Here is a 22,858-nt window from a genome sequence, read left to right as displayed (position 1 = left end):
ACTTGATGGCCTTCAGCGGCACACCCGGGGCGGCCCACGGCGACGCGTAGCCCGGCGAGATCTGGCCAGCATTGGCGAAGCTCGTCTCCAGCGCCGGACCCGCTTCGCGGTCGACGACGGTGACTTCATGGCCCGCGCGGGCCAGGTAGTAGGCGCTGCTGACGCCAATCACGCCGCTGCCAAGAACGAGCACGCGCATGGTGATACTCCCCGGGGATGCATTTGCGATAGATGTCGCTATCGTATTCGTACAACTCCAGTAATTGTTTCTGTATATTTATCGGAAACAGAAACAATTTCGATTTTGAGGCGTTTTCGACCATGCGAACCCAGCGCAAGCCCGTCCGGGCACTCGATAAGCTCGACCGGCGCATTCTCGACCTGCTGCAAAAGGACGGGCGATTGTCGATGAAGGAACTGTCCGAGGCAGTCGGCCTGACCATTACGCCGTGCATCGAGCGGGTCAAGCGCCTGGAGCGCGAGGGCTTCATCCTCGGCTACTACGCGCGGCTCAATCCGGCCATGCTGGGCGCGTCGCTGCTGGTGTTTGTGGAGATCAGCCTGGGCAGCAAATCCGGCAACATGTTCGAGCAGTTCCGGCGCGAGGTGCTGCGCATCCCTGAAGTGCTGGAGTGCCACCTCGTCTCCGGCGATTTCGACTACCTCATCAAGGCACGCATTCGCGAGATGAGCGAATACCGGCGCTTGCTGGGCGACATCCTGCTCCAGCTGCCCGGCGCAGTGCAGTCCAAGAGTTACATCGTGATGGAAGAGATCAAGGAGACGCTCGCCATCGACGTCACGGAAGAGGGTGTGACGTAGCGTTGTCACGCAAACGCCTTACGCTGGCCGGCATCTTCATCGCCCACACCGGAGCCTACATGTCCGACCAGCCGATCTTCAAGCCGACCCGCCGCACGCTGATCAAGGGTCTTGTTTCCGCCAGCAGTACCGCGCTGCTGGGCTCGCGTATGGCCGAGGTGCTGGCCCAAGGCGCTGCACCGGCCGTGGTGACGTCCGAGCGCCTGCGTCCGCAAGTGCCGGGCGGCGTGATGAGCGGTGATATCACGGCTGACAGCGCCATCGTCTGGAGCCGCACCGATCGTCCGGCACGCATGCTGGTCGAATACTCGACGGACGCCGCCTTCAAGACCGTCGCGCGTCGCGTTAGCCCAGCGGCGCTTGAAAGCAACGGCCTGACAGCCCGCGTCGATCTGACCGGCCTGCCTGCCGGCGCAGATCTGTTCTACCGCGTGCGCTTCCAGGACCTCGTGCACGATAAGGTCTTCAGCGAGCCGGTTGCCGGTCGCTTTCGCACGGCGCCCGTCCAGGCCAATCGCCCGATCTGCTTCGTCTTCTCCGGCGACGAGGCCGGCCAGGGCTGGGGTATCAACGAGCGTTTCGGCGGCTATCGTCTGTACGAAGCGATGCGCCGTGAATCGCCCGACTTTTTCATCCACTCCGGCGATCAGATCTATGCCGACGGCCCGATCCAGGCCGAGGTGAAATTGCCCGACGGCTCGCTGTGGACCAACCTCGTTACCGAGGCCAAGTCGCACGTTGCGCAGACGCTCGACGACTACCGCGGCGCCTTTGCCTACAACCAGCTCGACAAGAACAAGCGCGCGTTTTCCGCCGAGGTGCCGTTCCTCGTGCAGTGGGACGACCACGAGGTGCGCAACAACTGGTACCCCGGCCAGCAGATCGGCCCGGAAGAGAAGCGCTATCAGGAGCGCAGCGCATCGCTGCTCGCCGCCCGCGCGAAGCAGGCGATGTTCGAGTACAACCCGTTCCGCTTCAATCCGGTCGACCCGGAGCAGATTTACCGCGCGTTCCAGTACGGCCCGCTGCTCGACGTGTTCATGCTCGACGAACGGAGCTATCGCGGGCGCAATTCGCCGAACCGCCAGACCCGGCTGGATGCCGATTCGGCCTTCCTCGGTCCGGCACAGGCGGCGTGGCTCAAGCAATCGCTCAAGCAGTCGAAGGCGACGTGGAAGGTGATTGCGAGCGACATGCCGATCTCGCTGGTGGTGCCGGATCTGAACCCCGATGTGCCCAAGGGCACCTACGAAGCGTGGGCGAATGCGGATGACGGTGCGCCCTCGGGACGCGAACTGGAACTGGCCGAGATCCTGCGTTTCATCAAGCAGGAAAACATCCAGAACGTGGTGTGGGTGACGGCTGACGTCCACTACGCGCAGGCGACGTACTACCACCCGTCGCGCGCCAAATTCACGGAGTTCAAACCGTTCTGGGAGTTCGTCGGCGGGCCGATCAACGCCGGCACGTTCGGGCCGAACGAAGTGGATCAGACCTTTGGGCCGGACGTGCGCTACGTCAGTATTCCCAAGGACAATCCGCAGAACCAGTCGCCCGCGGCGCTGCAGCAGTATTACGGCCGAGCCACGATCGACCCGGCCACGCGCACGATGCATGTATCGCTGCACGACCTCGACGGCAAATCGCTCTGGGAAGTGAAGCTCGACCCCGAGGCGTAGCCGGCGTCACCCACAGCGCGGTATGAGCGGATGCGATAGGATCAGCAAGCCCCCGCATCCACTCTGTTCCGCTGTGTCCGATATGTCCGACCGCCACGTCCCTCGCAAGGGACGCGGCGCCACTTCCAATCTGCAAGGCCGCTTCGAGCGCGACGAGCGCACGCGCGTCGATGACGGCTGGCAACCGCTTGTCGGGCATCTCGATCCGGATGAGGCGCCGCCGCGCATCGAGACCAGCGTCTCCATCGAGCGGGCGCGCTCGATCCTGAGCCACAACCAGTCGCCGGATATTCCGTTTGGGGTGTCGCTCAATCCGTACCGCGGCTGCGAGCATGGTTGCGTGTATTGCTTCGCGCGACCGACGCATGCGTATCTGGAGTTGTCGCCCGGGCTGGACTTCGAGACCAAGCTGTTCGCCAAGGCCAATGCCGCCGAGGTGCTGCGCGAAACGCTGGCCAAACCCAGCTACCGCTGCGAAGCCATTGCGCTGGGCGTGAACACCGATGCGTACCAGCCGATCGAGCGCGAACTGCGCATCACGCGCGATGTGCTGCAGGTGCTGCACGATTGCGATCACCCCGTCGGGCTCATCACCAAGTCGAGCTTGATTGAGCGCGACATCGATCTGCTCGCCCCGATGGCTGCGAAGAACCTTGTCGTAGCTGCCGTCACCATCACCACGCTCGACGCCGAGTTGGCGCGCAAGCTGGAACCCCGCGCCGCCACGCCATCGCGACGCCTGCGCACGATCCGCACGCTGGCCGAGGCCGGTATTCCGGTGGGTGTCAGCGTCGCTCCGATGATTCCCTTCGTCACCGACGACCACATGGAGCAGATTCTGGAAGCTGCGCGCGAGGCGGGCGCCACGTACGCGAGCTACATCGTGCTGCGCTTGCCAAATGAGCTGAACGCGGTGTTTCAGGACTGGCTGATGGCGCATTTTCCCGACCGCGCGCAACGCGTGATGAACCGCGTCCGCGATCTGCACGGCGGGCAGGACTACAAGGCGGATTTCGCCACGCGCATGCGCGGCACCGGCATCTGGGCCGACTTGTTGCGGCAGCGTTTCTACAAGGCCGCCGACAGGCTCGGCTTCAGCTACCACCGCTACAACGAACGGGTGCTCGACACCTCGCAGTTCAAGCCGCCCGCGGGTGCCATCAAACCGCGAAAGCCCGTCGACGAGCGCCAGGGCAGCTTGTTCTGATTACTGCGACAGCTCTTTCGCTGCCTGCACCTGCGTTTCGAAATAGGTCTGGAAGGTGATGGCGAGACCGGCCATGAGCAGGCCCGTGCCGATCATCAGCGTGAGGATGCTGAGCAGTACGACCGGCCAGCCCGAATGGGTGGCGTGCCGTCGGCATTGAACTGCGCGTCCCATTTCTCGTCGGGGCGCAGGCCGTAGACGAGCGCCGAGAGATAGCCCGCGAGCACCGAAGATCCGCCGATCACCGCGCAGACCCACCCCGGGACGCTTGCGCGCTGCGTCGTCCACAGCAGCGCCACGCCCACCACACCGAGCACCGTGGCAAAGACCTGCGACCATGCCCAGAAATCGCGTCCGCCCTTGAGATAGAAACGATGCGCGCCCACGCTTCCGAACAGGAAGGCGAGCAGCACGGTCAGCAGCTTGGATTTTTTGGAGAGCGGTCGTAGACATAGCGGGCGGCGAACACACGGCAAGACAACACAGCGCCGCGCATTCTACGCCCAACGTCAACCGCGGCGCAGCCAAACGGCGGCGCCGGGAGCGCGTCTTGAAGACGCATCAGCAACTTGGGGAAGCGGCCGTCAGGTTGGCCGGAGGCGCGCAACGCTGCGTAGCGTTAGCGGCGGGAGAGGCAGGGTCACTAAATCGGAACCGGACGCAGCGACGGCACGCTCATCGAAACCGTCGAATCTTGCTGCAGTCGAGGCGCTTGGTCGCGCAGGCTGACTTCGCCGTAGAGCAGGTGAGCGAGCATCAGCATAAAGGCTGTGGTCCAGATGAGGCCGAGGATAAGCCGCACGTGGCGGTGGAGAGGGAATGACATTGGAGCACCTGTTGTCGTTGTGATTGGTGTGATGGCACGGTCGCCTCAACCGCGCGTACGTGCCATCTAATCCGACTCAGGCGTGCCCGCCAAGTTCCGGGATGTGAAATTAGGAGCGACGCGCCTCAACCGCGGCGCGAGCCCCGCCAGTTGCCTTGGTCGCCGTTCCCTCGTTCCTGACGCATGCGTTCCTGCTGCTGCCAGTCCCCTCGGCCGCCGCCATCACGTGGTTGAATCCGGCCATTGAGGCGATCGTCGGCCCGGGCGCGCGCTTCCATCCGTTCCATTTGCGCGCGGATGCGGGCGGCCTGCTCGCCCCGGCTGTCAGCGAAGAACTGCGCTACCAGCGGGCGCTCCTGCGGCCTAGCCTGTGCCGCGTGCGTCCATTCGGGCATGGTGGATTCTGCGAAGGCGACGGCGGTTTGACGCGCCGATGCGTTGGCAGCCACAGCGCCCGCAGAGGCGACGATCAGAACGCCTGCCGCCAAGGTGCGAAGCAATGCGCGGATCGGCATGGCTATCTCCTGTCGGGCAAGGATTCGAAAGCGCCACGCGCCGCGTGCTTCTGGCATGTGCAAGGGAGATCGGCAGCGCGTGTTCATGCCTGTCAATGTAAGGCTTCACTCAGCGGGCATCCACTGTCCGAACGTTACCCATGTAACGAGATGTTTCGTGCACGCTTTGCCTGGGCGTTGGGCGACGTAGAGGTCATTTCCCGGTGTAGTGGATGCGATACACCGCGCCGGCCAAGTCGTCGGAAACCAGCAAGCTGCCGTCGGAGGCTACGAGCACATCGGCCGGGCGGCCCCACGCTTGGTCGCCTTGCAGCCAGCCGTGAACGAATGGTTCCTGCTTCGTCACATTGCCCGCGGCGTCCAACACGACGCGCATGACGCGATAGCCGACTTTCGATGATCGGTTCCACGAGCCGTGCTCGGCGATGAAGATGTTGTTCCGGTACTCCGCCGGAAAACTGCTGCCTGTGTAGAAGCGCATGCCTAGCGCCGCAACGTGCGCCCCGAGCTTCGCGGCGGGTGGGGCGTAGTTGCGGCACGAATGCCCCGCGCCAAACTCCGGGTCCGGAATGTCGCCCGCGTGGCAGAACGGATAGCCGAAATGCGGATTGGGTTGGGTGATGCGATTCAGTTCGTCGTCTGGCACATCGTCGCCCATGAGGTCGCGGCCGTTGTCCGTGAACCACAATTCGTGCGTGCTCGGATGCCAGTCGAAGCCGACCGTGTTGCGGATGCCGCGCGCCACGAGTTCCAGCCCGCTTCCGTCGGCGTTCATGCGCATGAGGTTGGCGTACCGGTTTTCATCGGGGCGGCAGATATTGCAGGGTGCGCCTACCGGCACATACAGCCTGCCGTCCGGGCCGAACGCGATGAATTTCCATCCGTGATGCGTCTCCGTCGGCAGCTTGTCATTGACGACAACCGGCTGCGGCGGCTTCTCGATCCGGCGGTCGATGCCGTCGAGCCGCACGACGCGCGAAACCGCCGATACATAAAGGCTTCCGTCGCGCCACGCCACCCCAACGGGGAGTTCCAGTCCCGATGCCACCACATGGATTGGCGCGTTTGCCGTCTGCAACCGCATCGCGTAGACCTTGCCCGCGCGGCTCCCCACATACAGAATGCCGGCCGGAGATAGCGCCATTTCGCGCGCTGCCGGCATCGCGTCAGAGAGGACTTCGACCTGAAAGCCCGGCGGTACCCGGAGCGACTCGATGGGAAGCTTGGCGAGCGCCGCCGGCCCCGTGCCAAGCCAAGCTGCGAGCACAACGGCCACCTTCACGTACCTCCGAAGCCACGCCCGCCATGGGCTGCACACCTTCGCCGGGCCTAAGTGTTTGTTTGGTCGGAGAAATTGCGCTATACTTGCGTGTTTCTCTGTACGCATACCCAGTTTTTCAAGGAAAAGATCCATGGTCGTGATCCGTCTGGCCCGCGGTGGCTCCAAGAAGCGCCCGTTCTTCAATATCGTTGCGACCGACTCGCGTAACCGCCGTGATGGCCGTTTCATCGAGCGCGTCGGTTTCTACAACCCGCTCGCCGGTGAAGGCGAAGAAGGTCTGCGCATCGTGCAAGACCGCCTGACCTACTGGGAAGGCGTGGGCGCGCAGCTGTCGCCGACGGTTGCCCGTCTGGTGAAGCAAAGCGCCAAGAAGGCTGCTGCCTAAGTTTTAGCATGCGTCGATCGACGGTGCCGTCCGAGCACATCCTGCTGTGACGCGCTGGATCGACACGGCCCGGTCCCGTGGCTGTTGCAACGCAGGCAATCTCGCAAAAGGTTGCCGAGCGGCTGCAAGCCATGCGCCCGGGCACGGGCTCCAATCCGACGCTCCCCGACGATCTCATCGAGGTGGGCTATGTGGGTGGGGCCTACGGTATTCGTGGCTGGATCAAGGTCCAGTTGCACGGCGACGCCGATGCGCTGCTGAATGCCCGCACCTGGTGGCTCAAGCCTGCTTCCGGGCCGGCGACGTCGGCGGACTGGCGGGTGTTTCCCGTCGGCACGTCGCGTGAGCACAGCGGCACGGTGGTGGCGGGTTCGCCTGCCGCGCCGGATCGGAATGTCGCGGAAGCATTGCGCGGCTATACCGTGTGGGTCAGCCGGGCCGACTTTCCTGAGCCTGAAGATGACGAGTTTTACTGGGTCGATCTGATCGGCGCGACGGTCGTCAACGAGCAAGAGGAAACGCTTGGCACGGTGGGCGGCCTGATCGACAACGGTGCGCATCAAATCCTGCGTATCGTTGGTGAAGGCGAGGTCGAGCGGCTGGTGCCGTTTGTCGAGGTTTACGTGAAGTCGGTGGATGTCGCAGGCAAGCGCATCGTCGTCGACTGGGGTCTGGATTACTGAACATGCGGCCGGAGAATTCGGCGATGCAGTTCGACGTCGTCTCGCTGTTTCCGGACATGTTCCGGGCGCTGACCGACTGGGGCATCACCAGCCGCGCAGCAAAACAGCAGGTGTACACGTTGCGCACCTGGAACCCGCGCGATTTCACGACGGACAACTACCGCACCGTGGACGATCGCCCGTACGGCGGTGGCCCAGGCATGGTGATGTTGGCCAAGCCGCTGGAAGCTGCACTGGACGCGATTCATGAGGCGCAAGCCCCGGCGGCGTCGCATGTGGTGCTGCTGTCGCCGCAAGGCAAGCCGCTGACGCACAAGCGGGTGATGGAGCTGGCGCAGTTGCCGGCGCTCACGTTGCTGTGCGGGCGCTACGAAGCGATTGATCAACGTCTGGTCGACCGTCGCGTGGATGAGGAAATCAGCCTTGGCGATTTCGTCCTCTCCGGCGGTGAGATCGCAGCGATGGCGATCATCGACGCCGTGGTGCGGCAATTGCCAGGTGTACTGGGCGATGCGCAGTCGGCGGTGCAGGACAGTTTCGTCAACGGTTTGCTCGACTGCCCGCATTACACGCGGCCCGAAGAGTACGAAGGTGTGCGTGTGCCCGATGTCTTGCTGGGTGGCCATCACGCCGAGATCGAGAAGTGGCGCCGCCAGCAGGCGCTGTTGAACACGATGCGCAAGCGGCCCGATCTGGTCGAGGCGGCGCGCAAGCAGGGTTTGTTGTCCCGCAGCGATGAGGTTTTCCTGCTGCCGCGGCGATAACGGCAAAGGGGTCAGAGGCTTCCAGTCCGGAAGGCTCGGCCAAGTGAAGTTCCCATCCTCTACCGGGGCCGCGGTCTACCGACCGGGCAAAACGCCGGCATGATGGTCAAGGAGAAAAAGATGAATCTCATCGAGCAAATCGAGCAGGAAGAAATCAAGCGCCTGACGGCCAACAAGACGATCCCCCCGTTCGCCCCTGGCGACACCGTGATCGTCAACGTGAACGTCGTTGAAGGCACCCGCAAGCGTGTGCAGGCGTATGAAGGCGTCGTGATTGCCAAGCGCAATCGTGGCCTGAACTCGTCCTTCATCGTTCGCAAGATCTCTTCGGGCGAAGGCGTGGAGCGTACGTTCCAGCTGTACTCGCCGCTGCTGGCCAGCATCGAAGTGAAGCGTCGCGGTGATGTGCGCCGTGCGAAGCTGTACTACCTGCGCGAACGCTCGGGCAAGTCGGCACGCATCAAGGAGAAGCTGACCTTCAAGCGTAAGGAAGCCGCTGCGGAGTAATCTGCGCGCGTTGCGAAAAGGCACCTTCGGGTGCCTTTTTCTCTTTTGCGGCGGAAGATTGACCACATGTATGTCTTCCTTCCACAACCATTCGTCCCCTCCGATGCGCCGTCCCGTGTTCGATCCTGAGCAGTTGCCGGTGGTGCCTACCGAGGCATCGTTGCCGGCGCTTGACGGCTCGCGGCTGACGGCGGAATTCGTGCGCGAGCGGCTGCAGAAGCAGCCCGACTGGCACCCGGAACAGACGGATGAATCCCGCCTGATCGATGCGTCGCTCAAGCTGCGCGAGGCGGCGGTGCTCGTACCGCTCGTACAGCGCGAGCCGGGGCTGACGGTGCTGCTGACGCAGCGCAATGCGTCGCTTAGTCAACATGCCGGCCAAGTCAGCTTTCCGGGCGGCGGACGTGAAGACTTTGATCGTGACATGGTCGACACGGCACTGCGGGAGACGATGGAAGAGGTCGGTATCAGCTCGGATCACATTGAGGTGATCGGGCGCCTTCCCGACTACATCACCGGGACGGGTTTCCACGTGAGCCCGATTGTCGGATTGCTCGCGCCCGATTTCACGCTGCAGCCGGACCCCAGTGAAGTCGCCGAAGTGTTTGAAGTGCCGCTGGCCTTTGATGGACCCGGCCAACCACCAAGTGCGCGAGCTGCGATGGGAAGACCGGGTGCGTCGTTTCTATGCGATGCCTTATCGACGGTCTGGGCGACCCGACCAGGCACCTGACGCCGGCCATCATTTCATCTGGGGCGCGACGGCCGGCATGCTGCGCAACCTCTATCACCTGCTGGCAGCGTAGCGTCGGCGCGAATATGGGCGGCCCTGTGCGCTGTTGCGCGCACGCTGTGTGCTATCGTCTTGCACATCGCATTCACGGCGTGATCCGCGCCTTCGCAACGCCCTTCCAATGACTTTTTCTCCGTACTCTGCGCGCTGATTCTCGAACAGTTCCGTGCGCTCAGCCGGGACAACCCGATCTACGACGTCGTGCGCGCTCTGGCAGCGCGGGCAGAAGAATGGTTCGATACCGGCCATCGTCGCGATGCCGTGCTCGCCTGGTGCGTGGTCACGCTGCCGGCCGTGGTGGTCGTGGCGCTGGTGCACTACCTGCTGTCGTCGATCAGCCTCGGGCTGGCGTTCCTGTGGAACGTGTTGATGGTGTACCTGACGCTCGGCTTCCGCCAGTTCAGCCACTACTTCACTGATATCCACGAGGCGTTGCGCAGCGATGACGTCGTCACCGCGCGCCTGTTGCTGAACGAATGGTCGGGACGCGACACCACCGACATGCCTGTCAATGAGATCGTCCGTCACACGCTCGAATGTGCGATCGTGGCGGCGCATCGTCACGTGTTTGGCGTGTTCTTCTGGTTCCTGGTGCCGATCGGGCCGGCGGGTGTGGTGCTGTATCGCGGTGCTGAATATCTCGCTCGCCACTGGAGCGATACGTCGACGGAACGCAGCCCGGCGCTTGGTCTCTTTGCCCGTCAGGCGTTTTTCATCATCGACTACGTTCCTGCGCGGCTCACCGCCGTCGGCTTTTCGATCGTCGGCAACTTTGAAGACGCCGTGTATGCCTGGCGCAACCGCGCTGCCAAGTGGAGCGACGAAGTGAACGGTATCCTGCTGGCTGCCGGCGGCGGGGCGCTCGGCGTGCGTCTTGGCACGCCTATCCCGCAGCGCGACTCGGCCGACAGCATTGCCGACGAGGATGGCGCCTATCCGATGGAAGTGGGGCAGGAGCCGAACGTGCGTACGCTGCAATCGGCTGTTGGGCTGGTGGCGCGCCGTGGTGCTGTGGATGCTGCTGCTGGCGATGTTGTCGATTGCCGTGTGGCTGGGCTGACGCACCAAGCCTAGGCGCCAAATCGATCACTCAAATCAGGCCGCATTCTCGCGGTCTTTACCGCAACGCCAGCACTGTGCGAACTGCGGCTCATGGCTCTCGCCGCAATGCACGCAACGCCATGTCGGCCCGGCCGGCGGGTGTTGCGCCTGATCGAGCAGTACGCGGGCCTGCGCTTCCTGCGCCGGATTCACCAGCCAGACCTGTGCTGCGCAATCCTGTGGCGGAACGTCACCCGCCACGCTGCTCAAGTAGATGTTGCGGAGTTCAGTGCGAATGCCAGCGGCAGACAGGACGTTCTGCCAGTGTGCCGCCATGCCCAGCGATGGACTGCTGATCAGCAATTTCATCCCGCCCTCCCGGAGCGTATGACAAAGCCCTTACCAGGGCTTCTGCTGTTCCGATTCGTGCAGCAATTGCGCGTAAAGCTGGTGACGGCGTGGATCGATCTTGCCCTCGGCCATCGCGCCCAGAATGCCACAGCCGGGTTCCTGCAGGTGCCGGCAGTTATAAAAGCGGCAATCGGTGAGGCGTGGACGAAACTCCGGGAAGGCGCGTTCCAGCATCCCTTCGCTGAGGTGATGCAGGCCGAATTCCTGGAAGCCCGGCGAGTCGATCAGTACGCCATCCTGGCCCCATTCTGCCGGGAGGTGATAAAGCCGCGTGAACGTGGTCGTGTGCTTGCCGGAGTCGAGCTTTTCGGAGATCTCGCGCGTTTGCGCGTCCACGCCGGGAATCAGCAGATTCAGCAGCGAGGACTTGCCCATGCCCGATTGCCCGATCAGGATCGAAGCCCGTCCCGCCACGTGTGGTTCAAGCGCGGCATGCGCGGCTTCCGGCGCGCCGTGCACGGTCAGTTCCACGATGGTGTAGCCCAGGTCTCGATAGAGCGCCAGGCGTGAGCGCGCCGTTTCCAGTCGCGCGGTCAGGTCGATCTTGTTGAGCAGAATCAGCGGGGTGATGCCGAGCGATTCTGCGGCGACGAGCGCGCGGCCGAGCAAGTCTTCCGAAAAACTCGGCTCGGTGCCGAGCATGATGATGACCTGATCCAGATTCGCGGCCAGCACCTTCGATTTGAACTGATCGGAGCGATAGAGCAGGTTGCGGCGCTCGTCCACACGCACCACGACGCCTTGGTCGACAGCGGTGGTTTCATAGACCACGCGATCGCCGACGGCGCACCGCTGCGCTTGCCCCGCGGGAAGCATTGCAGGAAACCGCCCCCTTCGCGTTCGACAAGGTAATGGCGCCCGTGCGCGGCGATGACGAGCCCATGTTCGCCAGTGGCAGCCTGCTTATGGGCGCGGCCCAGTTTGCCGCGCGTCATGCCGCGCGGGCCTGCACGAGGCGCTCCACGCGCTGCGATGCAGTCGGGTGCGAATAGTAGAACGTGGAGTAGACCGGGTCCGGAGTGAGCGTCGATGCGTTGTCCTGGAACAGCTTGACCAGCGCCGAGACAAGTTGATTGGCGTCGGCGTGCTCAGCGGCAAAGGCGTCGGCTTCGTACTCGTCCTTGCGCGACGACAGGCTCGCCAGCGGGGAGACGAAGAACGTGAATACCGGCAGCACCAGGAAAACAGCATCAGCGCCAGCGCATGGTTGTCGGAGAACAGGTTGGGCGCCACGCCCAGGCCGAGGTAGAACCACGTGCGCGTCATCAGCCAGCCGAGCAGCGCCAGCGCACCGAGGCTCAGCACAAACGTCACAGCGATGCGCTTGGTGATGTGATGGCGCTTGAAATGGCCCAGCTCATGGGCGAGCACCGCTTCCATCTCGGACGGGTTCAGGCGCGCGAGCAGCGTGTCGAAGAAGACGATGCGCTTGGTTGCGCCAAAGCCGCTGAAGTAGGCGTTGCCGTGGGCGCTGCGGCGGCTGCCGTCCATCACGAAGAGGCCCTTGCTGGCGAAGCCGCAGCGCTTGAGCAGGCTTTCGATGCGCGAGCGCATCTCTTCGTCCTGGAGCGGGGTGAACTTGTTGTAGAGCGGCGCGATGACGTTCGGGTAGATGGCCTGAACAAACAGCATGAACGCCATCCACACGACCCAGGTGTACAGCCACCAGTGGGCGCCCATCTTGTTCATCAGCCAGAGCACCGCCAGCAGCAGCGGCAGACCCAGCACGGTACCGATGGCCAGGCCCTTGAGATTGTCGGTCAGCCAAAGCTTGAACGTCATGCGGTTGAAGCCGAAACGCTCTTCGACGACGAACTGCGCATACAGCGAAAACGGTAACTCAATCACGCTGCTGATCGCGATGACCGACGCGATGAGCGCCACGCCATACGCGTAGCCGGGGCCAAACACGCCCAACCAGGCCTGGTTGATCCAGTTCAGCCCGCCGAGCAGCGTCAGCGCGATCAGGAGGGCTGCCTGAACCGGTACTTCGAGCATCGCCAGACGCGTGCGGGCGATGGTGTAGTCGGCTGCCTTGCGGTGCATGTCGAGCGTGATGGACTCGGCAAACTGCGCGGGCACGGCATCGCGGTGACGTGCGACGTGACGGATTTGCCGCGCCGCCAGCCACAGGCGCGTGGCGGACATCAAGACAAGGGCGACCAGGAAGACAACGGTAAAGGCGGGCATGTGGGGAAACACCTATCAGATATGCGAAAATTATAGCCTTCAGTCATTTTCTCAAGGCCCTTGAGTGAGCACCCCAGTGAGTACCCCTGTTTCCCCGTCCGCCGCATCCCCCTCGACCCCGAACCGTGTTGCTGCCAAGAGCGACAACAACCTGGTCTGGCTCGACATGGAGATGACCGGTTTGAGCCCCGAGAACGACCGCATCATCGAAGTGGCCGTGGTGGTGACGGATTCGGAGCTGAACATCCTGGCTGAAGGCCCCGTGCTGGTGATCCATCAATCCGACGAGCTGCTCGACGGCATGGACGCGTGGAACAAGGGCACGCATGGCCGCTCGGGCCTGATCGACAAGGTCAAGGCATCGACCACGACCGAAGCGGAAGCGGAAGCGGAACTCCTGGCGTTCCTCAAGAAGTGGGTGCCGAAGAGCAAGTCGCCGATGTGCGGCAACTCCATCTGCCAGGACCGCCGCTTCATGGCGCGCTACATGCCCAAGCTGGAGGAGTACTTCCATTACCGCAACCTGGACGTCTCCACGCTGAAGGAACTCTGCAAGCGCTGGCAGCCGGCCATTGCCAAGGGCTTTACGAAACACCAACGGCACACGGCGTTCGCAGACATCATCGAGTCGATCGAAGAGCTGCGCTACTACCGCGAGCACTTCATCCGCGACGTGCCGCAAACGCCCGACGCTGAGGCGCTGGCGTCTTCTGTCGCCCCGTAATCAGACCTGCAGCGGTTTTGCGCGCACAGCGTGTTTGGGCCGCCAGGCCTTGACCACGCTGTCGTGCGTCTCGACATAGGGGCCGCCGATCAGGTCGATGCAGTACGGAACGGCCGCAAAGATGCCCGGCACCGCGGCGCGGCCCTCTACATCCTTCAAGCCCTCAAGCGTTTCCTTGATGGCGCGCGGCTGACCCGGCAGGTTGATGATCAGCGCAGCGCGTGAGGGCGTCTCGCGGATCACCGCCACCTGACGCGACAAGATCGCCGTCGGAACGAAATGCAGGCTGATCTGGCGCATCTGCTCGCCAAAACCCGGCATTTCCTTGGTGGCGACGGCCAGCGTGGCCTCGGGCGTCACATCACGGCGCGTCGGCCCGGTGCCGCCCGTGGTGAGCACCAGATCGCAGCCGGCATGGTCGACCAGGTCGATCAGTGTGTCGGCAATCGTGGCCTGATCGTCCGGAATCAGCCGTTCCACCCCTTGCCACGGCGAAGACAGCGCGGCGACAAACCAGTCGCGCAGCGCCGGAATCCCTTCATCCTGATACGTGCCGGCCGAGGCGCGGTCCGAAATCGACACAAAGCCGACGATCAGTTCGTCGGCGTGGCGGCGGGTGATCGGCGCGGAGGGGGCAGGGGCTGTCATGCTTCGTCGTCTTCGGCTTCGGGTTGATCGGCGTCGTCCTCGTTGCGGTCGTTGCCGGACAGGGCGTGCTTGACCATCTGGAACAATTCGCGCGACGACTTGGGCGGCTTGGCCAGCTGCGCTTCCTTGCGCGCATTGCGCACGAGCGTACGGAGCGCCTGCACATCGGAATTCGGGTGCGCTGCAATGAACTCGGTGATGGCGTCGTCGCTGGCGATCAGGCGATCCCGCCAACGTTCGATGGCATGCAGGCGTGCGGTCTCGGCCTTGGAGGCGCCGACGAAGGTGGCGAGGACGCGGCGGATGGCCTCGACTTCCTCGTCGGTCAGCGCGCGCATCAGCTTGCCGATGTACTGCATCTGGCGGCGCTTGCCTTCATGCGCGGTGGTGCGCTTGGCCTCGCGCAGGGCGTCGACCAGCTTTTCGGGCAGCGGCACCTTGGCGAGTTTGTCCTTGGGCAGCGCTTCCAGCGCCGCGCCCAGGTCTTGCAAGGCGTTGACCTCGCGCTTGCGCTGCGATTTGCTCTTGGGCGTATCCGGATCGTCCTCGTCACCGATGTCGGTGCGCACGACGGGTTGCAGATACGTGGGGTTATGTCGGGATGCTCGGCTCATGGCGCGCATTGTATCTTGCTATGATGGGCGCTTTCGCCAGTTCTTGCCCGCTTTTGGCAAAATCGCGGCGCCCGTTTCTCCCCTCCATTGCCTATGTCTCAAACGCTCGATTCCAAGACCGCCCCAGTGTTTGCCTACCGCCGCGAACAGCTCGAAGAGATGGCCACCGATGTGCTGCGCATTGCACGCGAACTCGGCGCCACCGATGCCGCGACGGAAATCTCCGAAGGCCAGGGCCTGTCGGTCACGGTGCGCAAGGGCGAGATCGAGACCATCGAGCAGAACCGCGACAAGATCGTCGGCGTGACGGTCATGCTCGGCAAGAAGCGCGGCAACGCCAGCACGTCGGACTTTTCGCCGGCGGCATTGCGATCCACCGTCGAGGCCGCCTACAACATCGCGCGCTTCACCGCCGACGATGACTGCGCCGGCCTGGCAGAAGAAGAACTGCTGGAGAAGCACCCGCAAGACCTGCAGCTGTATCACCCGTGGATGATCGATGCCGAGGCCGCTGTGGAAATCGCACGCGCCGCGGAAGCCGCTGCCTTTGCCGTGAGCCCGAAAATCCGCAACAGCGATGGCTCGAGCATCTCGGCGCAGCATTCGCACTTCGTGCTGGCCACGTCGCGTGGTTTCATGGGCGGCTACCCATATTCGCGTCACTTCATTTCGGCCGCGCCGATCGCCGGTTCGGGCGCGCATATGCAGCGCGACGACTGGTACTCATCGAAGCGCTCGCCCGATGATCTGGCCGCGCCCGAAGCGATCGGCAAGTACGCTGCGGAACGCGCGCTGGCACGTCTGGGCGCCCGCAGGCTGACCACGCGCAAGTGCCCGGTGTTGTTCGAGGCGCCGCTTGCGGCGGGCTTGCTGGGCGCGTTCGTGCAGGCAGTGTCGGGTGGCGCGTTGTACCGCAAGTCGACGTTCCTGCTCGATACGCTGGGCAAGGAAGTCTTCGCACCGCATGTGCAGATCAAGGAAGACCCGCATGTCCTCAACGGGATGGGCAGCGCGCCCTTCGACGAGGAAGGCGTCCGCACGCAGCGCCGCGATGTGGTGAAGAACGGCGTGGTGGAAGGCTATTTCCTGTCGACGTATTCCGCGCGCAAGCTCGGCATGCAGACCACCGGTAACGCGGGCGGCTCGCACAACCTGACGCTGTTCTCCGACAAGACCACGCCCCAGGATGACTTTGCCGGCATGCTGCGCCGCATGGGTACGGGCCTGCTGGTGACCGAACTGATGGGCCAGGGCGTGAACTACGTGACGGGCGACTACTCGCGCGGTGCGTCGGGCTATTGGGTCGAGAACGGCGTGATCCAGTATCCGGTGGAGGAGATCACGATTGCCGGCAATCTGGGCGAGATGTTCCGCCAGATCGTCGCCATCGGCGCGGATGCGCTGGTGCGCGGTACGAAGGAAACGGGCTCGATCCTCATCGAACAGATGACGATTGCCGGCGAATAAATCGCCCTAGCGGACATGAAAAACGCGCTCGAAATTGAGCGCGTTTTTTATTGCCTGCCGCCGGTTACTGCTCGTTCGATGGCGGGCGTTCGTACGTAACGAATGCGTAGTCGAAATCGTTGGGCGCTGCCGCGTGGTGCGTCTCGCGGGAGACTTCGCGCCAGACCTTGGGGTCCGGCGCGGGAAAGTGCGCATCGCCTTCGAAATCGGCGTCGATTTCGGTCACGATCAGGCGATCCGCGCTCGGCAGGGCATCCGCATACAGTTGCGCGCCGCCGATCAGGAAAATCTGCTCGGCGCCCACACACAGGCGCTGCGCGTCTTCCATCGAATACGCGATTTCGCAGCCGGGCAGTTCGAGCTTGGCATTGCGCGTAACGACAATGTTGCGACGGCCCGGCAGCGGCCTGCCGATCGAGTCGTACGTCTTGCGGCCCATCACGATGGGCGCGCCCATGGTCGTGCGCTTGAAGTGCGCGAGATCTTCGGGCAGGCGCCAGGGCAGGGTGTTGTTGCGGCCAATCACGCCATTGCGGGCGCGCGCGACGATGAGCGTCAGGATGGTCATACGGTTACACGGCCACCGGCGCTTTGATCGCGGGATGGCTCTGGTAGCCGACGATCTCAAAGTCTTCGTACTGATAATCGAAGATGCTCTCGGGCTTGCGCTTGATGATCAGTTTCGGCAGGGGCAGCGGTTCGCGCGCGAGTTGCGTCTCCACCTGTTCAAAGTGGTTGTTGTAGAGGTGGCAGTCGCCGCCGGTCCAGACGAAATCGCCCACATCGAGGCCGGTCTGCTGCGCAATCATGTGCACCAGCAGCGCGTAGCTCGCAATGTTGAACGGCACGCCGAGGAAGATATCGGCGCTGCGCTGGTAGAGCTGGCATGACAGCTTGCCGTCGGCCACGTAGAACTGGAAGAACGCGTGGCAGGGCGGCAGCTTCATGCGCGGGATGTCGGCCACGTTCCAGGCAGAGACGATCAGCCGGCGGGAATCGGGGTTGCGCTTGATCTGCGCAATCAGCTCGGCGATCTGGTCAATGTGTTCACCGTTGGGCGTCGGCCACGAGCGCCATTGGGAGCCGTAGACGGGGCCCAGTTCGCCATCGGCGTCAGCCCATTCGTCCCAGATGGTCACGCCGTTGTCTTGCAGCCAGCGCACGTTGGTCGAGCCCTGGAGGAACCACAGCAGTTCATAGACGATGGACTTGATGTGCACCTTCTTGGTGGTCACCAGCGGAAAGCCGTCCTGCAGGTTGAAGCGCATCTGGTGGCCGAACACGGAGCGCGTGCCGGTGCCGGTGCGGTCGGCTTTGTCGGTGCCATGTTCGTAGACATGGCGCATCAGGTCGAGATAAGGCTTCATGCGAGCGCGGGGCGAAGAGGCGGGGCGTCGGAAATCGGGGTGAGCCGCATTGTAACGTGAGCGGCCCGGCGTCGACTGTACCGGTAGTGTTCGCAAACTGGCCCGTTCAGATGACCAGAACGGCTGGGCCGGGAAAGTGCAGGATTGTCGATGGTGCAAGGGGCGGCGGGGCTGGCAGGATGGCGCCATCGTTTCAACTGTCTGACGGAGAAAGATCATGTCGACCATTGCTACCTCCGCGTCGCTGGACTGTGCCAATGAGCTGCGCCATCTGCGCGCAGCGGCCAGCATCGTCCATGCGGTGATTCCGCCGACCGCGCGATACTGCTGGCCGTTGCTCTCCCAAGCCATGGGCGCAGCGGTGTGGGTGAAGCATGAGAACCACACCGAAGTGGGTGCGTTCAAGCTTCGGGGCGGCCTGACCTATCTGCATGCTCTGCGCCAACGCGAGCCACAGGTGCGCGGTGTGATTGCCGCCACGCGTGGCAATCATGGTCAGTCGATTGCATGGGCGGCCCGTCGCAACAGTGTCGCTGTCACCATCGTTGTGCCGCATGGCAATAGCGTGGAGAAGAACGCCGCCATGCGCGCACTCGGCGCAGAGCTGATCGAAGCGGGCGATGATTTCCAGGCCAGCCGCGAGGCGGCCGATCAACTCGCCGCTGAACGCGGTTTGCACTTTGTCCCTTCGTATCACCCGGACTTGGTCGTCGGCGTAGCAAGCTACTGGCTGGAGTTCTTCGAGGCCACGCCGCTGGATGTGGTCTATGTGCCCATCGGCATGGGCTCCGGGATCTGTGCCGCGGTGCGGGCGCGCGATGCGTTGGGGCTGTCGACACGCATTGTCGGTGTGGTGTCGGCACATGCGCGATGCTACGAGCAGTCGTTCAAAAGCGGTACGGCGGTGTCGGCGCCAGTGTCGACGCTGCTGGCCGACGGGCTGGCGTGCCGTACCCCGATGCGAACGCGCTTGAGGTGGTCCGCGCCGGTGTCGAAGAAGTCATTGCGGTGACGGACGATGAAGTGGCGGAGGCCATTCGCCTGTATTTCTCCACCACGCACAACGTGGCCGAGGGCGCTGCCGCCGCGGCCCTGGCTGGGGCATGGCAGCAGCGCGGGCAGATTGCCGGCCAGCGCGTCGGCCTCCCGCTGACGGGCGGCAACATCGATCGCGCCAAGCTGGCGCGAGTCCTCGCCGGTCAGCCGATCCTGGCTTAGGCGGGTTGCTGGCGGCGACGTTGCACCAGCCAACCGCCGCCCAGCACGACCAGGAACACCACCACATACACGGCCCACTTCAGCGGCGGCTGCGCAGCAAAGAACGCCTTGAGGACCGGTTCGGCAACGATCATGTGCGCGGCCGTATAAGCCAGCACTGCCGCGCCGCCATAGATGATGATCGGGAAGCGTTCGATCAGACGCAGTACCACGCCGCTACCCCATACCACGACGGGCACGCTGATCAGCAGACCCAGCACCACCAGAAGGAAACTGCCGTGCGATGCGCCGGCAATGGCAAGCACGTTGTCGATGCCCATCACCGCATCGGCGATGATGATGGTCTTCATGGCGCCCATCAGCGTGGTGCTGCCCGCGCCGTGTTCGTCGCCGCCCTGGCCGTCGTCAGCCAGAAGCTTCCATGCAATCCACACCAGCGCCAGACCGCCGACGAGCATCAGGCCAGGAATCTTCAGCAGCCACACCACCGCCAGCGTCATCAGTGCACGCACAACGATGGCGCCCGCAGCGCCCCACAAGATGGCTTTCTTCTGCAGCTCGGGCGGCAGGTTGCGCGCCGCCAGCGCGATGAGGATGGCGTTATCGCCCGCAAGCACGAGGTCGATCACGATGATCGATGCCAGCGCGGCAGCAAACTGCATGGTGAAAATGTCAGACAACCATTCCATGGTGGCTCCAGGTCAAACAACAATGAAAACCGGTTGACCGAACTGCATGGAGTGCTGGGGCGAGACGCTTTGCAGACCATGAAATCCGGTTGCAAAGGTCTTGCTCGACACGAACAGGTTGGGAACCTGCCGGTGCCGGCACGACCGGAAGCGTGCGCTTCGTCATGACGATCGTGCCTGGGGCTGAAGAACCCCGAGCTACTCCCCTTTGAGGAAGTCCGCATTATATCGCAGCAGGCCGATTGTGCGCTGCAAAAACGCAACATGGCATGCGGGCGCGCTATGCGCGGTTTTTTCAGCGGCGTGGGTGATTTTTACGAACGGCGAGATGGTGCGTTGTGGCCGCCTCCGGCGAAAGAACGGTGGCGCTGACACAAAGCGGCGTCTACGCTGCAATTTCATCCGCGCGCCACGGGCCTGCGGTGATGGCATAGGCGCCATGGCACATTTCTCGCTGTCGACAGCCCTCATGACCATGCAGCACCGCGCCGTTCCACCCACAACGGGAGACACCATGCAGGCCACCAAGCCGTCCGCCGATGCCTATGCCCGCCGCGCGCTGGCTCGACTGATCCAGCCGCAGCCCACGGTCGACGCCGTCGGCGCAGGCTTGACCTTCTACCAGCTCTTTACGGAAGACGACGCCGCACTGCGTGCCGAGGCCGAAGCCGGCTTACTCGCACCGGCAGCCAGCATCAGCCCGAAGTTCTTCTACGACGCCCTTGGTTCGCGTCTGTTCGAAGCGATTACCGATCTGCCCGAGTACTACCCGACGCGCACCGAAGCGGCCATTTTCAGCTTGCATGCGGCCGAGATCGCGCTGCGTGTGGGCCGCGGTGCCACATTGATCGACCTGGGCGCCGGCAACTGCGAAAAGGCCGCGCGCCTGTTCCGCACGCTGGCACCGTCGCGGTATGTGGCGATCGATATCTCGGCAGATTTCCTCCGCGATACGCTGCGTGGGCTTGCGCGTCAGCATCCGCAATTGCCGATGGTCGGCATTGGCGCCGATCTGTGTGCGCCGCTGGTGCTGCCCGATGCCGTCGGCGACGGGCGCCGCGTGTGGTTTTACCCCGGTTCGAGCCTGGGCAACTTCACGCCGGAAGAGGCGGGGGCATTTCTGTCGCGCCTGCACGAAGCTTCGGCACCCGGCGACAGCGTGCTGATCGGCATTGACCTCATCAAAGACGCGCAACGGCTCGAAGCCGCTTACGACGATCCGCTCGGCGTGACGGCAGCCTTCAACCTGAACGTGCTGCGCAACCTGAATCGCCTCCTGGGTGCGAATTTCGACGTGCGGGATTGGCGCCATGTCGCGCTGTACCGCGCAGAGGCGCACCGCGTTGAGATGCATCTGGAAGCGCGTCGCGACGTCACGGTGCGGTGGGGCAAGCACGCGCGCGCCTTCGCGGCGGGTGAACGCATGCACACCGAGAACTCGGTCAAATACGACCTGCCGAGCCTGCAAGCGATGTTTGCCGACGCCGGCTTCGAAGACCTGCATGCCTGGACCGATGTCAGCGGCGACTTTGCCGTCTGCCACGCGAGCGTAGGCCGCTAGGCCCGGCGGCAGAACACCATGCGGGCCGGTGCGATAATGGATCGATTCCCGCCCGAGGTGTGCCGCGATGGCTGAATTCTTCATGCTTCCTGATCCGACCTTCATCGGATCGCTTCCCGACTGGACCGACGGCCGGCGCCTGCCGCGCCAGGGCATCGCGCACAGCCTGGTCGATGCGCGCAATCGCACGCTGGCCTTGTTGTCCGCGTTTGGCGACACGCAGCGCGGCTGGCAGATTGAACGCGTGGAGCATCACGCCCCGCCGCTGTGGACGCTGGGCCAGCTCGCCTGGTTTGCTGAATTCTGGTGCCTGCGCGAGCCGCGTCGCAACGGCAGCGACACCATTGAAGACGGCGCCGGAACCGAGTGGGATCTGGCGCGTTGGCAAGCCACGCTGCCGGCCGCGCTCGATGGTGCCGATACGTTCTTCGACATGGACCGCATGCCGCCGGAGGCCTGCTGGGAACTGACGCTGCCCGGCATCTCGGCGATCAAGCAGTACGCGCATGACGTGCTCGACCGCGTGCTACGTAAGCTCGCCACGCTCGGCACCGATGACGATGCAGCGCTGGAGCCGTTTCGCTGGGCGGTTTTTCACGAAGACCTGCGCGCCGAGCATCTGCACGGCCTGCTGCAGGTGCTGGGCCTGCAACCCGCCGGGCAACCGCCGCTGGCCGCCGTGGCCGTGCCGGCTGCGCAGACATTGTCGTTGCCCGGTGGCCGCTTCCAGATGGGCTGGCCCGACGCCGACGGATTCTTCTTCGACAACGAATGTCCGCCGTATCGCACTTATGTGCCCGCGTTCGAAATCGATGCGCAGCCCGTCACGAATGGCCAATACCTGGAGTTCATCGAAGACCGTGGTTACGACCATCCGCAATGGTGGTCGCCCGCCGGCATGGAGTGGCTGATGATGCAAGAGCGTTCGGCGCCCCAAGGCTGGCAGCGGGATCCCGCCACGCGCACCTGGCAGGCACTGCGCTACGGTCAGGCGCGCACGATCAACCGGGATGAAGCCGTGCGCCATGTGAGCCTGTACGAAGCGCAGGCGTGGTGCCGCTGGGCGGGCCGTCGCTTACCGACGGAAGACGAATGGGAGATGGCGGCGGTGCAAGGGCGCGCCGGTTTCCATTGGGGGCAGGTGTGGGAGTGGACGTCATCGCCGTTCGAGCCGTATCCGGATTTCGTGCCGGGCATGCCGCGCGGCCGTGTGGCGAGCCTGTCGGCGCCGCACTTCCAAACGATGCAGACGGTGCGCGGTGCTGCCGCTCATACGCCGCAGCGCGCCCGTCATCCGCGTTTCCGGGGCTTCTTGCTGCCGGAGCGCGATGACGTCTTTGTTGGCTTCCGAAGCTGTGCGCTTTGACGGAAGCTTGTTGGACAGGATAGGCAAGTCGAATGCCCAAACAAAAACCCCACGCTGTTAGACGTGGGGTTTTTTGTTGGCTATCTGCTGAGGCCATCC

Annotated in this window: 21 protein-coding genes and 6 pseudogenes; 14 read left to right on the top strand and 13 right to left on the bottom strand. The window is 63.8% G+C overall.

Going from position 1 to position 22,858, the window contains the following annotated elements; all coding sequences use genetic code 11:
• Positions 1–199 (bottom strand): FAD-dependent oxidoreductase (locus OWR21_RS05955; protein ID WP_332394788.1); only part of this gene is annotated, 199 nt, incomplete at its 3' end.
• A gap of 122 nt (positions 200–321) precedes the next feature.
• On the opposite strand from OWR21_RS05955, the gene OWR21_RS05950 reads away from it, so the two are divergent.
• From OWR21_RS05950 to OWR21_RS05940, 3 genes are all read left to right on the top strand, one after another.
• A complete protein-coding gene (locus tag OWR21_RS05950; protein ID WP_332394787.1) occupies positions 322–822 on the top strand; it encodes an Lrp/AsnC ligand binding domain-containing protein in 501 nt (166 codons plus the stop codon).
• A 59-nt stretch (positions 823–881) separates the two neighbouring features.
• Complete coding sequence (locus OWR21_RS05945; protein WP_332394790.1) at positions 882–2,501, top strand: alkaline phosphatase D family protein; 1,620 nt, start codon at positions 882–884, stop codon at positions 2,499–2,501.
• Positions 2,502–2,583: 82 nt separating this feature from the next.
• Positions 2,584–3,708, top strand: coding sequence for a PA0069 family radical SAM protein (locus OWR21_RS05940; protein ID WP_332394786.1), 1,125 nt, complete (start codon positions 2,584–2,586; stop codon positions 3,706–3,708).
• On the opposite strand, the pseudogene OWR21_RS05935 reads toward OWR21_RS05940, so the two are convergent.
• From OWR21_RS05935 to OWR21_RS05920, 4 genes and pseudogenes are all read right to left on the bottom strand, one after another.
• A pseudogene (locus tag OWR21_RS05935) lies at positions 3,709–4,184 on the bottom strand (NINE protein).
• 167 nt (positions 4,185–4,351) lie between these two features.
• Positions 4,352–4,534: a hypothetical protein gene (locus OWR21_RS05930; protein WP_332394785.1), complete on the bottom strand. Its 183-nt coding sequence runs from the start codon at positions 4,532–4,534 to the stop codon at positions 4,352–4,354.
• Between the two features lie 125 nt (positions 4,535–4,659).
• Positions 4,660–5,049, bottom strand: a complete 390-nt coding sequence (locus OWR21_RS05925; protein WP_332394784.1) for a hypothetical protein — start codon at positions 5,047–5,049, stop codon at positions 4,660–4,662.
• 193 nt (positions 5,050–5,242) lie between these two features.
• Complete coding sequence (locus tag OWR21_RS05920; RefSeq protein ID WP_442968602.1) at positions 5,243–6,316, bottom strand: PQQ-dependent sugar dehydrogenase; 1,074 nt, start codon at positions 6,314–6,316, stop codon at positions 5,243–5,245.
• 145 nt (positions 6,317–6,461) lie between these two features.
• Between OWR21_RS05920 and rpsP the strand changes: the two genes are divergently transcribed.
• From rpsP to OWR21_RS05890, 6 genes and pseudogenes are all read left to right on the top strand, one after another.
• Positions 6,462–6,716, top strand: a complete 255-nt coding sequence (gene rpsP, locus OWR21_RS05915) for a 30S ribosomal protein S16 (protein WP_012761578.1) — start codon at positions 6,462–6,464, stop codon at positions 6,714–6,716.
• Between the two features lie 131 nt (positions 6,717–6,847).
• Positions 6,848–7,399 (top strand): ribosome maturation factor RimM, encoded by a 552-nt coding sequence (gene rimM, locus OWR21_RS05910; RefSeq protein ID WP_147214239.1) that lies wholly within the window; start codon positions 6,848–6,850, stop codon positions 7,397–7,399.
• 23 nt (positions 7,400–7,422) lie between these two features.
• The gene (gene trmD, locus OWR21_RS05905) at positions 7,423–8,163 is read left to right on the top strand and encodes a tRNA (guanosine(37)-N1)-methyltransferase TrmD (protein ID WP_332394782.1); all 741 of its coding nucleotides are present in this window, start codon (positions 7,423–7,425) and stop codon (positions 8,161–8,163) included.
• Between the two features lie 120 nt (positions 8,164–8,283).
• Positions 8,284–8,670 carry a 50S ribosomal protein L19 gene (gene rplS / locus OWR21_RS05900; protein WP_012761581.1) on the top strand — a complete coding sequence of 129 codons (387 nt, stop codon included), beginning with the start codon at positions 8,284–8,286 and terminating at the stop codon, positions 8,668–8,670.
• A gap of 103 nt (positions 8,671–8,773) precedes the next feature.
• Positions 8,774–9,476 (top strand): annotated as a pseudogene (locus OWR21_RS05895) (CoA pyrophosphatase).
• Positions 9,477–9,610: 134 nt separating this feature from the next.
• Positions 9,611–10,523, top strand: a pseudogene (locus tag OWR21_RS05890) (CobD/CbiB family protein).
• Positions 10,524–10,558: 35 nt separating this feature from the next.
• On the opposite strand, the gene OWR21_RS05885 reads toward OWR21_RS05890, so the two are convergent.
• The 3 genes and pseudogenes from OWR21_RS05885 to OWR21_RS05875 form a co-directional block, all read right to left on the bottom strand.
• Complete coding sequence (locus OWR21_RS05885) at positions 10,559–10,873, bottom strand: hypothetical protein (protein WP_316888151.1); 315 nt, start codon at positions 10,871–10,873, stop codon at positions 10,559–10,561.
• Positions 10,874–10,903: 30 nt separating this feature from the next.
• Positions 10,904–11,850 (bottom strand): annotated as a pseudogene (rsgA, locus tag OWR21_RS05880) (ribosome small subunit-dependent GTPase A).
• Positions 11,847–13,105, bottom strand: a pseudogene (locus tag OWR21_RS05875) (M48 family metallopeptidase). The pseudogenes rsgA and OWR21_RS05875 overlap by 4 nt, the downstream one beginning before the upstream one ends.
• Positions 13,106–13,181: 76 nt before the next feature.
• Between OWR21_RS05875 and orn the strand changes: the two are divergent.
• Entirely contained in the window at positions 13,182–13,829 is a 648-nt protein-coding gene (gene orn, locus OWR21_RS05870) for an oligoribonuclease (protein ID WP_374220483.1), read from the top strand.
• Here the strand turns inward: orn and mog are convergent, their stop codons facing one another.
• Positions 13,830–14,477: a molybdopterin adenylyltransferase gene (mog, locus tag OWR21_RS05865; RefSeq protein ID WP_147214141.1), complete on the bottom strand. Its 648-nt coding sequence runs from the start codon at positions 14,475–14,477 to the stop codon at positions 13,830–13,832.
• Positions 14,474–15,091: a ribosome biogenesis factor YjgA gene (yjgA, locus tag OWR21_RS05860; RefSeq protein ID WP_332394781.1), complete on the bottom strand. Its 618-nt coding sequence runs from the start codon at positions 15,089–15,091 to the stop codon at positions 14,474–14,476. The genes mog and yjgA overlap by 4 nt, the downstream gene beginning before the upstream one ends.
• A 93-nt stretch (positions 15,092–15,184) precedes the next feature.
• On the opposite strand from yjgA, the gene pmbA reads away from it, so the two are divergent.
• Positions 15,185–16,558, top strand: coding sequence for a metalloprotease PmbA (pmbA, locus tag OWR21_RS05855; RefSeq protein WP_316874197.1), 1,374 nt, complete (start codon positions 15,185–15,187; stop codon positions 16,556–16,558).
• A 64-nt stretch (positions 16,559–16,622) separates the two neighbouring features.
• Here pmbA and OWR21_RS05850 read toward each other — a convergent pair whose 3' ends face one another.
• Positions 16,623–17,126 carry a dihydrofolate reductase gene (locus tag OWR21_RS05850; protein ID WP_332394780.1) on the bottom strand — a complete coding sequence of 168 codons (504 nt, stop codon included), beginning with the start codon at positions 17,124–17,126 and terminating at the stop codon, positions 16,623–16,625.
• 4 nt (positions 17,127–17,130) lie between these two features.
• Positions 17,131–17,925 (bottom strand): thymidylate synthase, encoded by a 795-nt coding sequence (locus tag OWR21_RS05845; protein WP_332394779.1) that lies wholly within the window; start codon positions 17,923–17,925, stop codon positions 17,131–17,133.
• A 217-nt stretch (positions 17,926–18,142) separates the two neighbouring features.
• On the opposite strand from OWR21_RS05845, the pseudogene OWR21_RS05840 reads away from it, so the two are divergent.
• A pseudogene (locus tag OWR21_RS05840) lies at positions 18,143–19,143 on the top strand (threonine dehydratase).
• Here the strand turns inward: OWR21_RS05840 and OWR21_RS05835 are convergent.
• A complete protein-coding gene (locus tag OWR21_RS05835; RefSeq protein WP_147214147.1) occupies positions 19,140–19,832 on the bottom strand; it encodes a TerC family protein in 693 nt (230 codons plus the stop codon). The pseudogene OWR21_RS05840 and the gene OWR21_RS05835 sit on opposite strands and share 4 nt — an antisense overlap.
• Positions 19,833–20,346: 514 nt before the next feature.
• On the opposite strand from OWR21_RS05835, the gene egtD reads away from it, so the two are divergent.
• Both egtD and OWR21_RS05825 read left to right on the top strand, forming a co-directional pair.
• Positions 20,347–21,393, top strand: a complete 1,047-nt coding sequence (gene egtD, locus OWR21_RS05830; protein ID WP_316889195.1) for an L-histidine N(alpha)-methyltransferase — start codon at positions 20,347–20,349, stop codon at positions 21,391–21,393.
• 67 nt (positions 21,394–21,460) lie between these two features.
• A complete protein-coding gene (locus tag OWR21_RS05825) occupies positions 21,461–22,759 on the top strand; it encodes an ergothioneine biosynthesis protein EgtB (protein WP_316888142.1) in 1,299 nt (432 codons plus the stop codon).
• Positions 22,760–22,858: the final 99 nt, after the last annotated feature.

The sequence above is a fragment of the Ralstonia sp. 1B3 genome (assembly GCF_036631435.1).
Note: the sequence above shows the minus strand (reverse complement) of the source record. Positions and strands in the feature narration are given on the sequence as shown.

Excerpts from the sequence above, each read along its gene's own strand:
- OWR21_RS05950 (WP_332394787.1), top strand. The coding sequence starts at position 322 with ATGCGAACCCAGCGCAAGCCCGTCCGGGCACTCGATAAGCTCGACCGG.
- OWR21_RS05945 (WP_332394790.1), top strand. The coding sequence starts at position 882 with ATGTCCGACCAGCCGATCTTCAAGCCGACCCGCCGCACGCTGATCAAG.
- OWR21_RS05940 (WP_332394786.1), top strand. The coding sequence starts at position 2,584 with ATGTCCGACCGCCACGTCCCTCGCAAGGGACGCGGCGCCACTTCCAAT.
- OWR21_RS05930 (WP_332394785.1), bottom strand. The coding sequence starts at position 4,534 with ATGTCATTCCCTCTCCACCGCCACGTGCGGCTTATCCTCGGCCTCATC.
- OWR21_RS05925 (WP_332394784.1), bottom strand. The coding sequence starts at position 5,049 with ATGCCGATCCGCGCATTGCTTCGCACCTTGGCGGCAGGCGTTCTGATC.
- rpsP (WP_012761578.1), top strand. The coding sequence starts at position 6,462 with ATGGTCGTGATCCGTCTGGCCCGCGGTGGCTCCAAGAAGCGCCCGTTC.
- rimM (WP_147214239.1), top strand. The coding sequence starts at position 6,848 with ATGCGCCCGGGCACGGGCTCCAATCCGACGCTCCCCGACGATCTCATC.
- trmD (WP_332394782.1), top strand. The coding sequence starts at position 7,423 with ATGCAGTTCGACGTCGTCTCGCTGTTTCCGGACATGTTCCGGGCGCTG.
- rplS (WP_012761581.1), top strand. The coding sequence starts at position 8,284 with ATGAATCTCATCGAGCAAATCGAGCAGGAAGAAATCAAGCGCCTGACG.
- OWR21_RS05885 (WP_316888151.1), bottom strand. The coding sequence starts at position 10,873 with ATGAAATTGCTGATCAGCAGTCCATCGCTGGGCATGGCGGCACACTGG.
- mog (WP_147214141.1), bottom strand. The coding sequence starts at position 14,477 with ATGACAGCCCCTGCCCCCTCCGCGCCGATCACCCGCCGCCACGCCGAC.
- yjgA (WP_332394781.1), bottom strand. The coding sequence starts at position 15,091 with ATGAGCCGAGCATCCCGACATAACCCCACGTATCTGCAACCCGTCGTG.
- pmbA (WP_316874197.1), top strand. The coding sequence starts at position 15,185 with ATGTCTCAAACGCTCGATTCCAAGACCGCCCCAGTGTTTGCCTACCGC.
- OWR21_RS05850 (WP_332394780.1), bottom strand. The coding sequence starts at position 17,126 with ATGACCATCCTGACGCTCATCGTCGCGCGCGCCCGCAATGGCGTGATT.
- OWR21_RS05845 (WP_332394779.1), bottom strand. The coding sequence starts at position 17,925 with ATGAAGCCTTATCTCGACCTGATGCGCCATGTCTACGAACATGGCACC.
- OWR21_RS05835 (WP_147214147.1), bottom strand. The coding sequence starts at position 19,832 with ATGGAATGGTTGTCTGACATTTTCACCATGCAGTTTGCTGCCGCGCTG.
- egtD (WP_316889195.1), top strand. The coding sequence starts at position 20,347 with ATGCAGGCCACCAAGCCGTCCGCCGATGCCTATGCCCGCCGCGCGCTG.
- OWR21_RS05825 (WP_316888142.1), top strand. The coding sequence starts at position 21,461 with ATGGCTGAATTCTTCATGCTTCCTGATCCGACCTTCATCGGATCGCTT.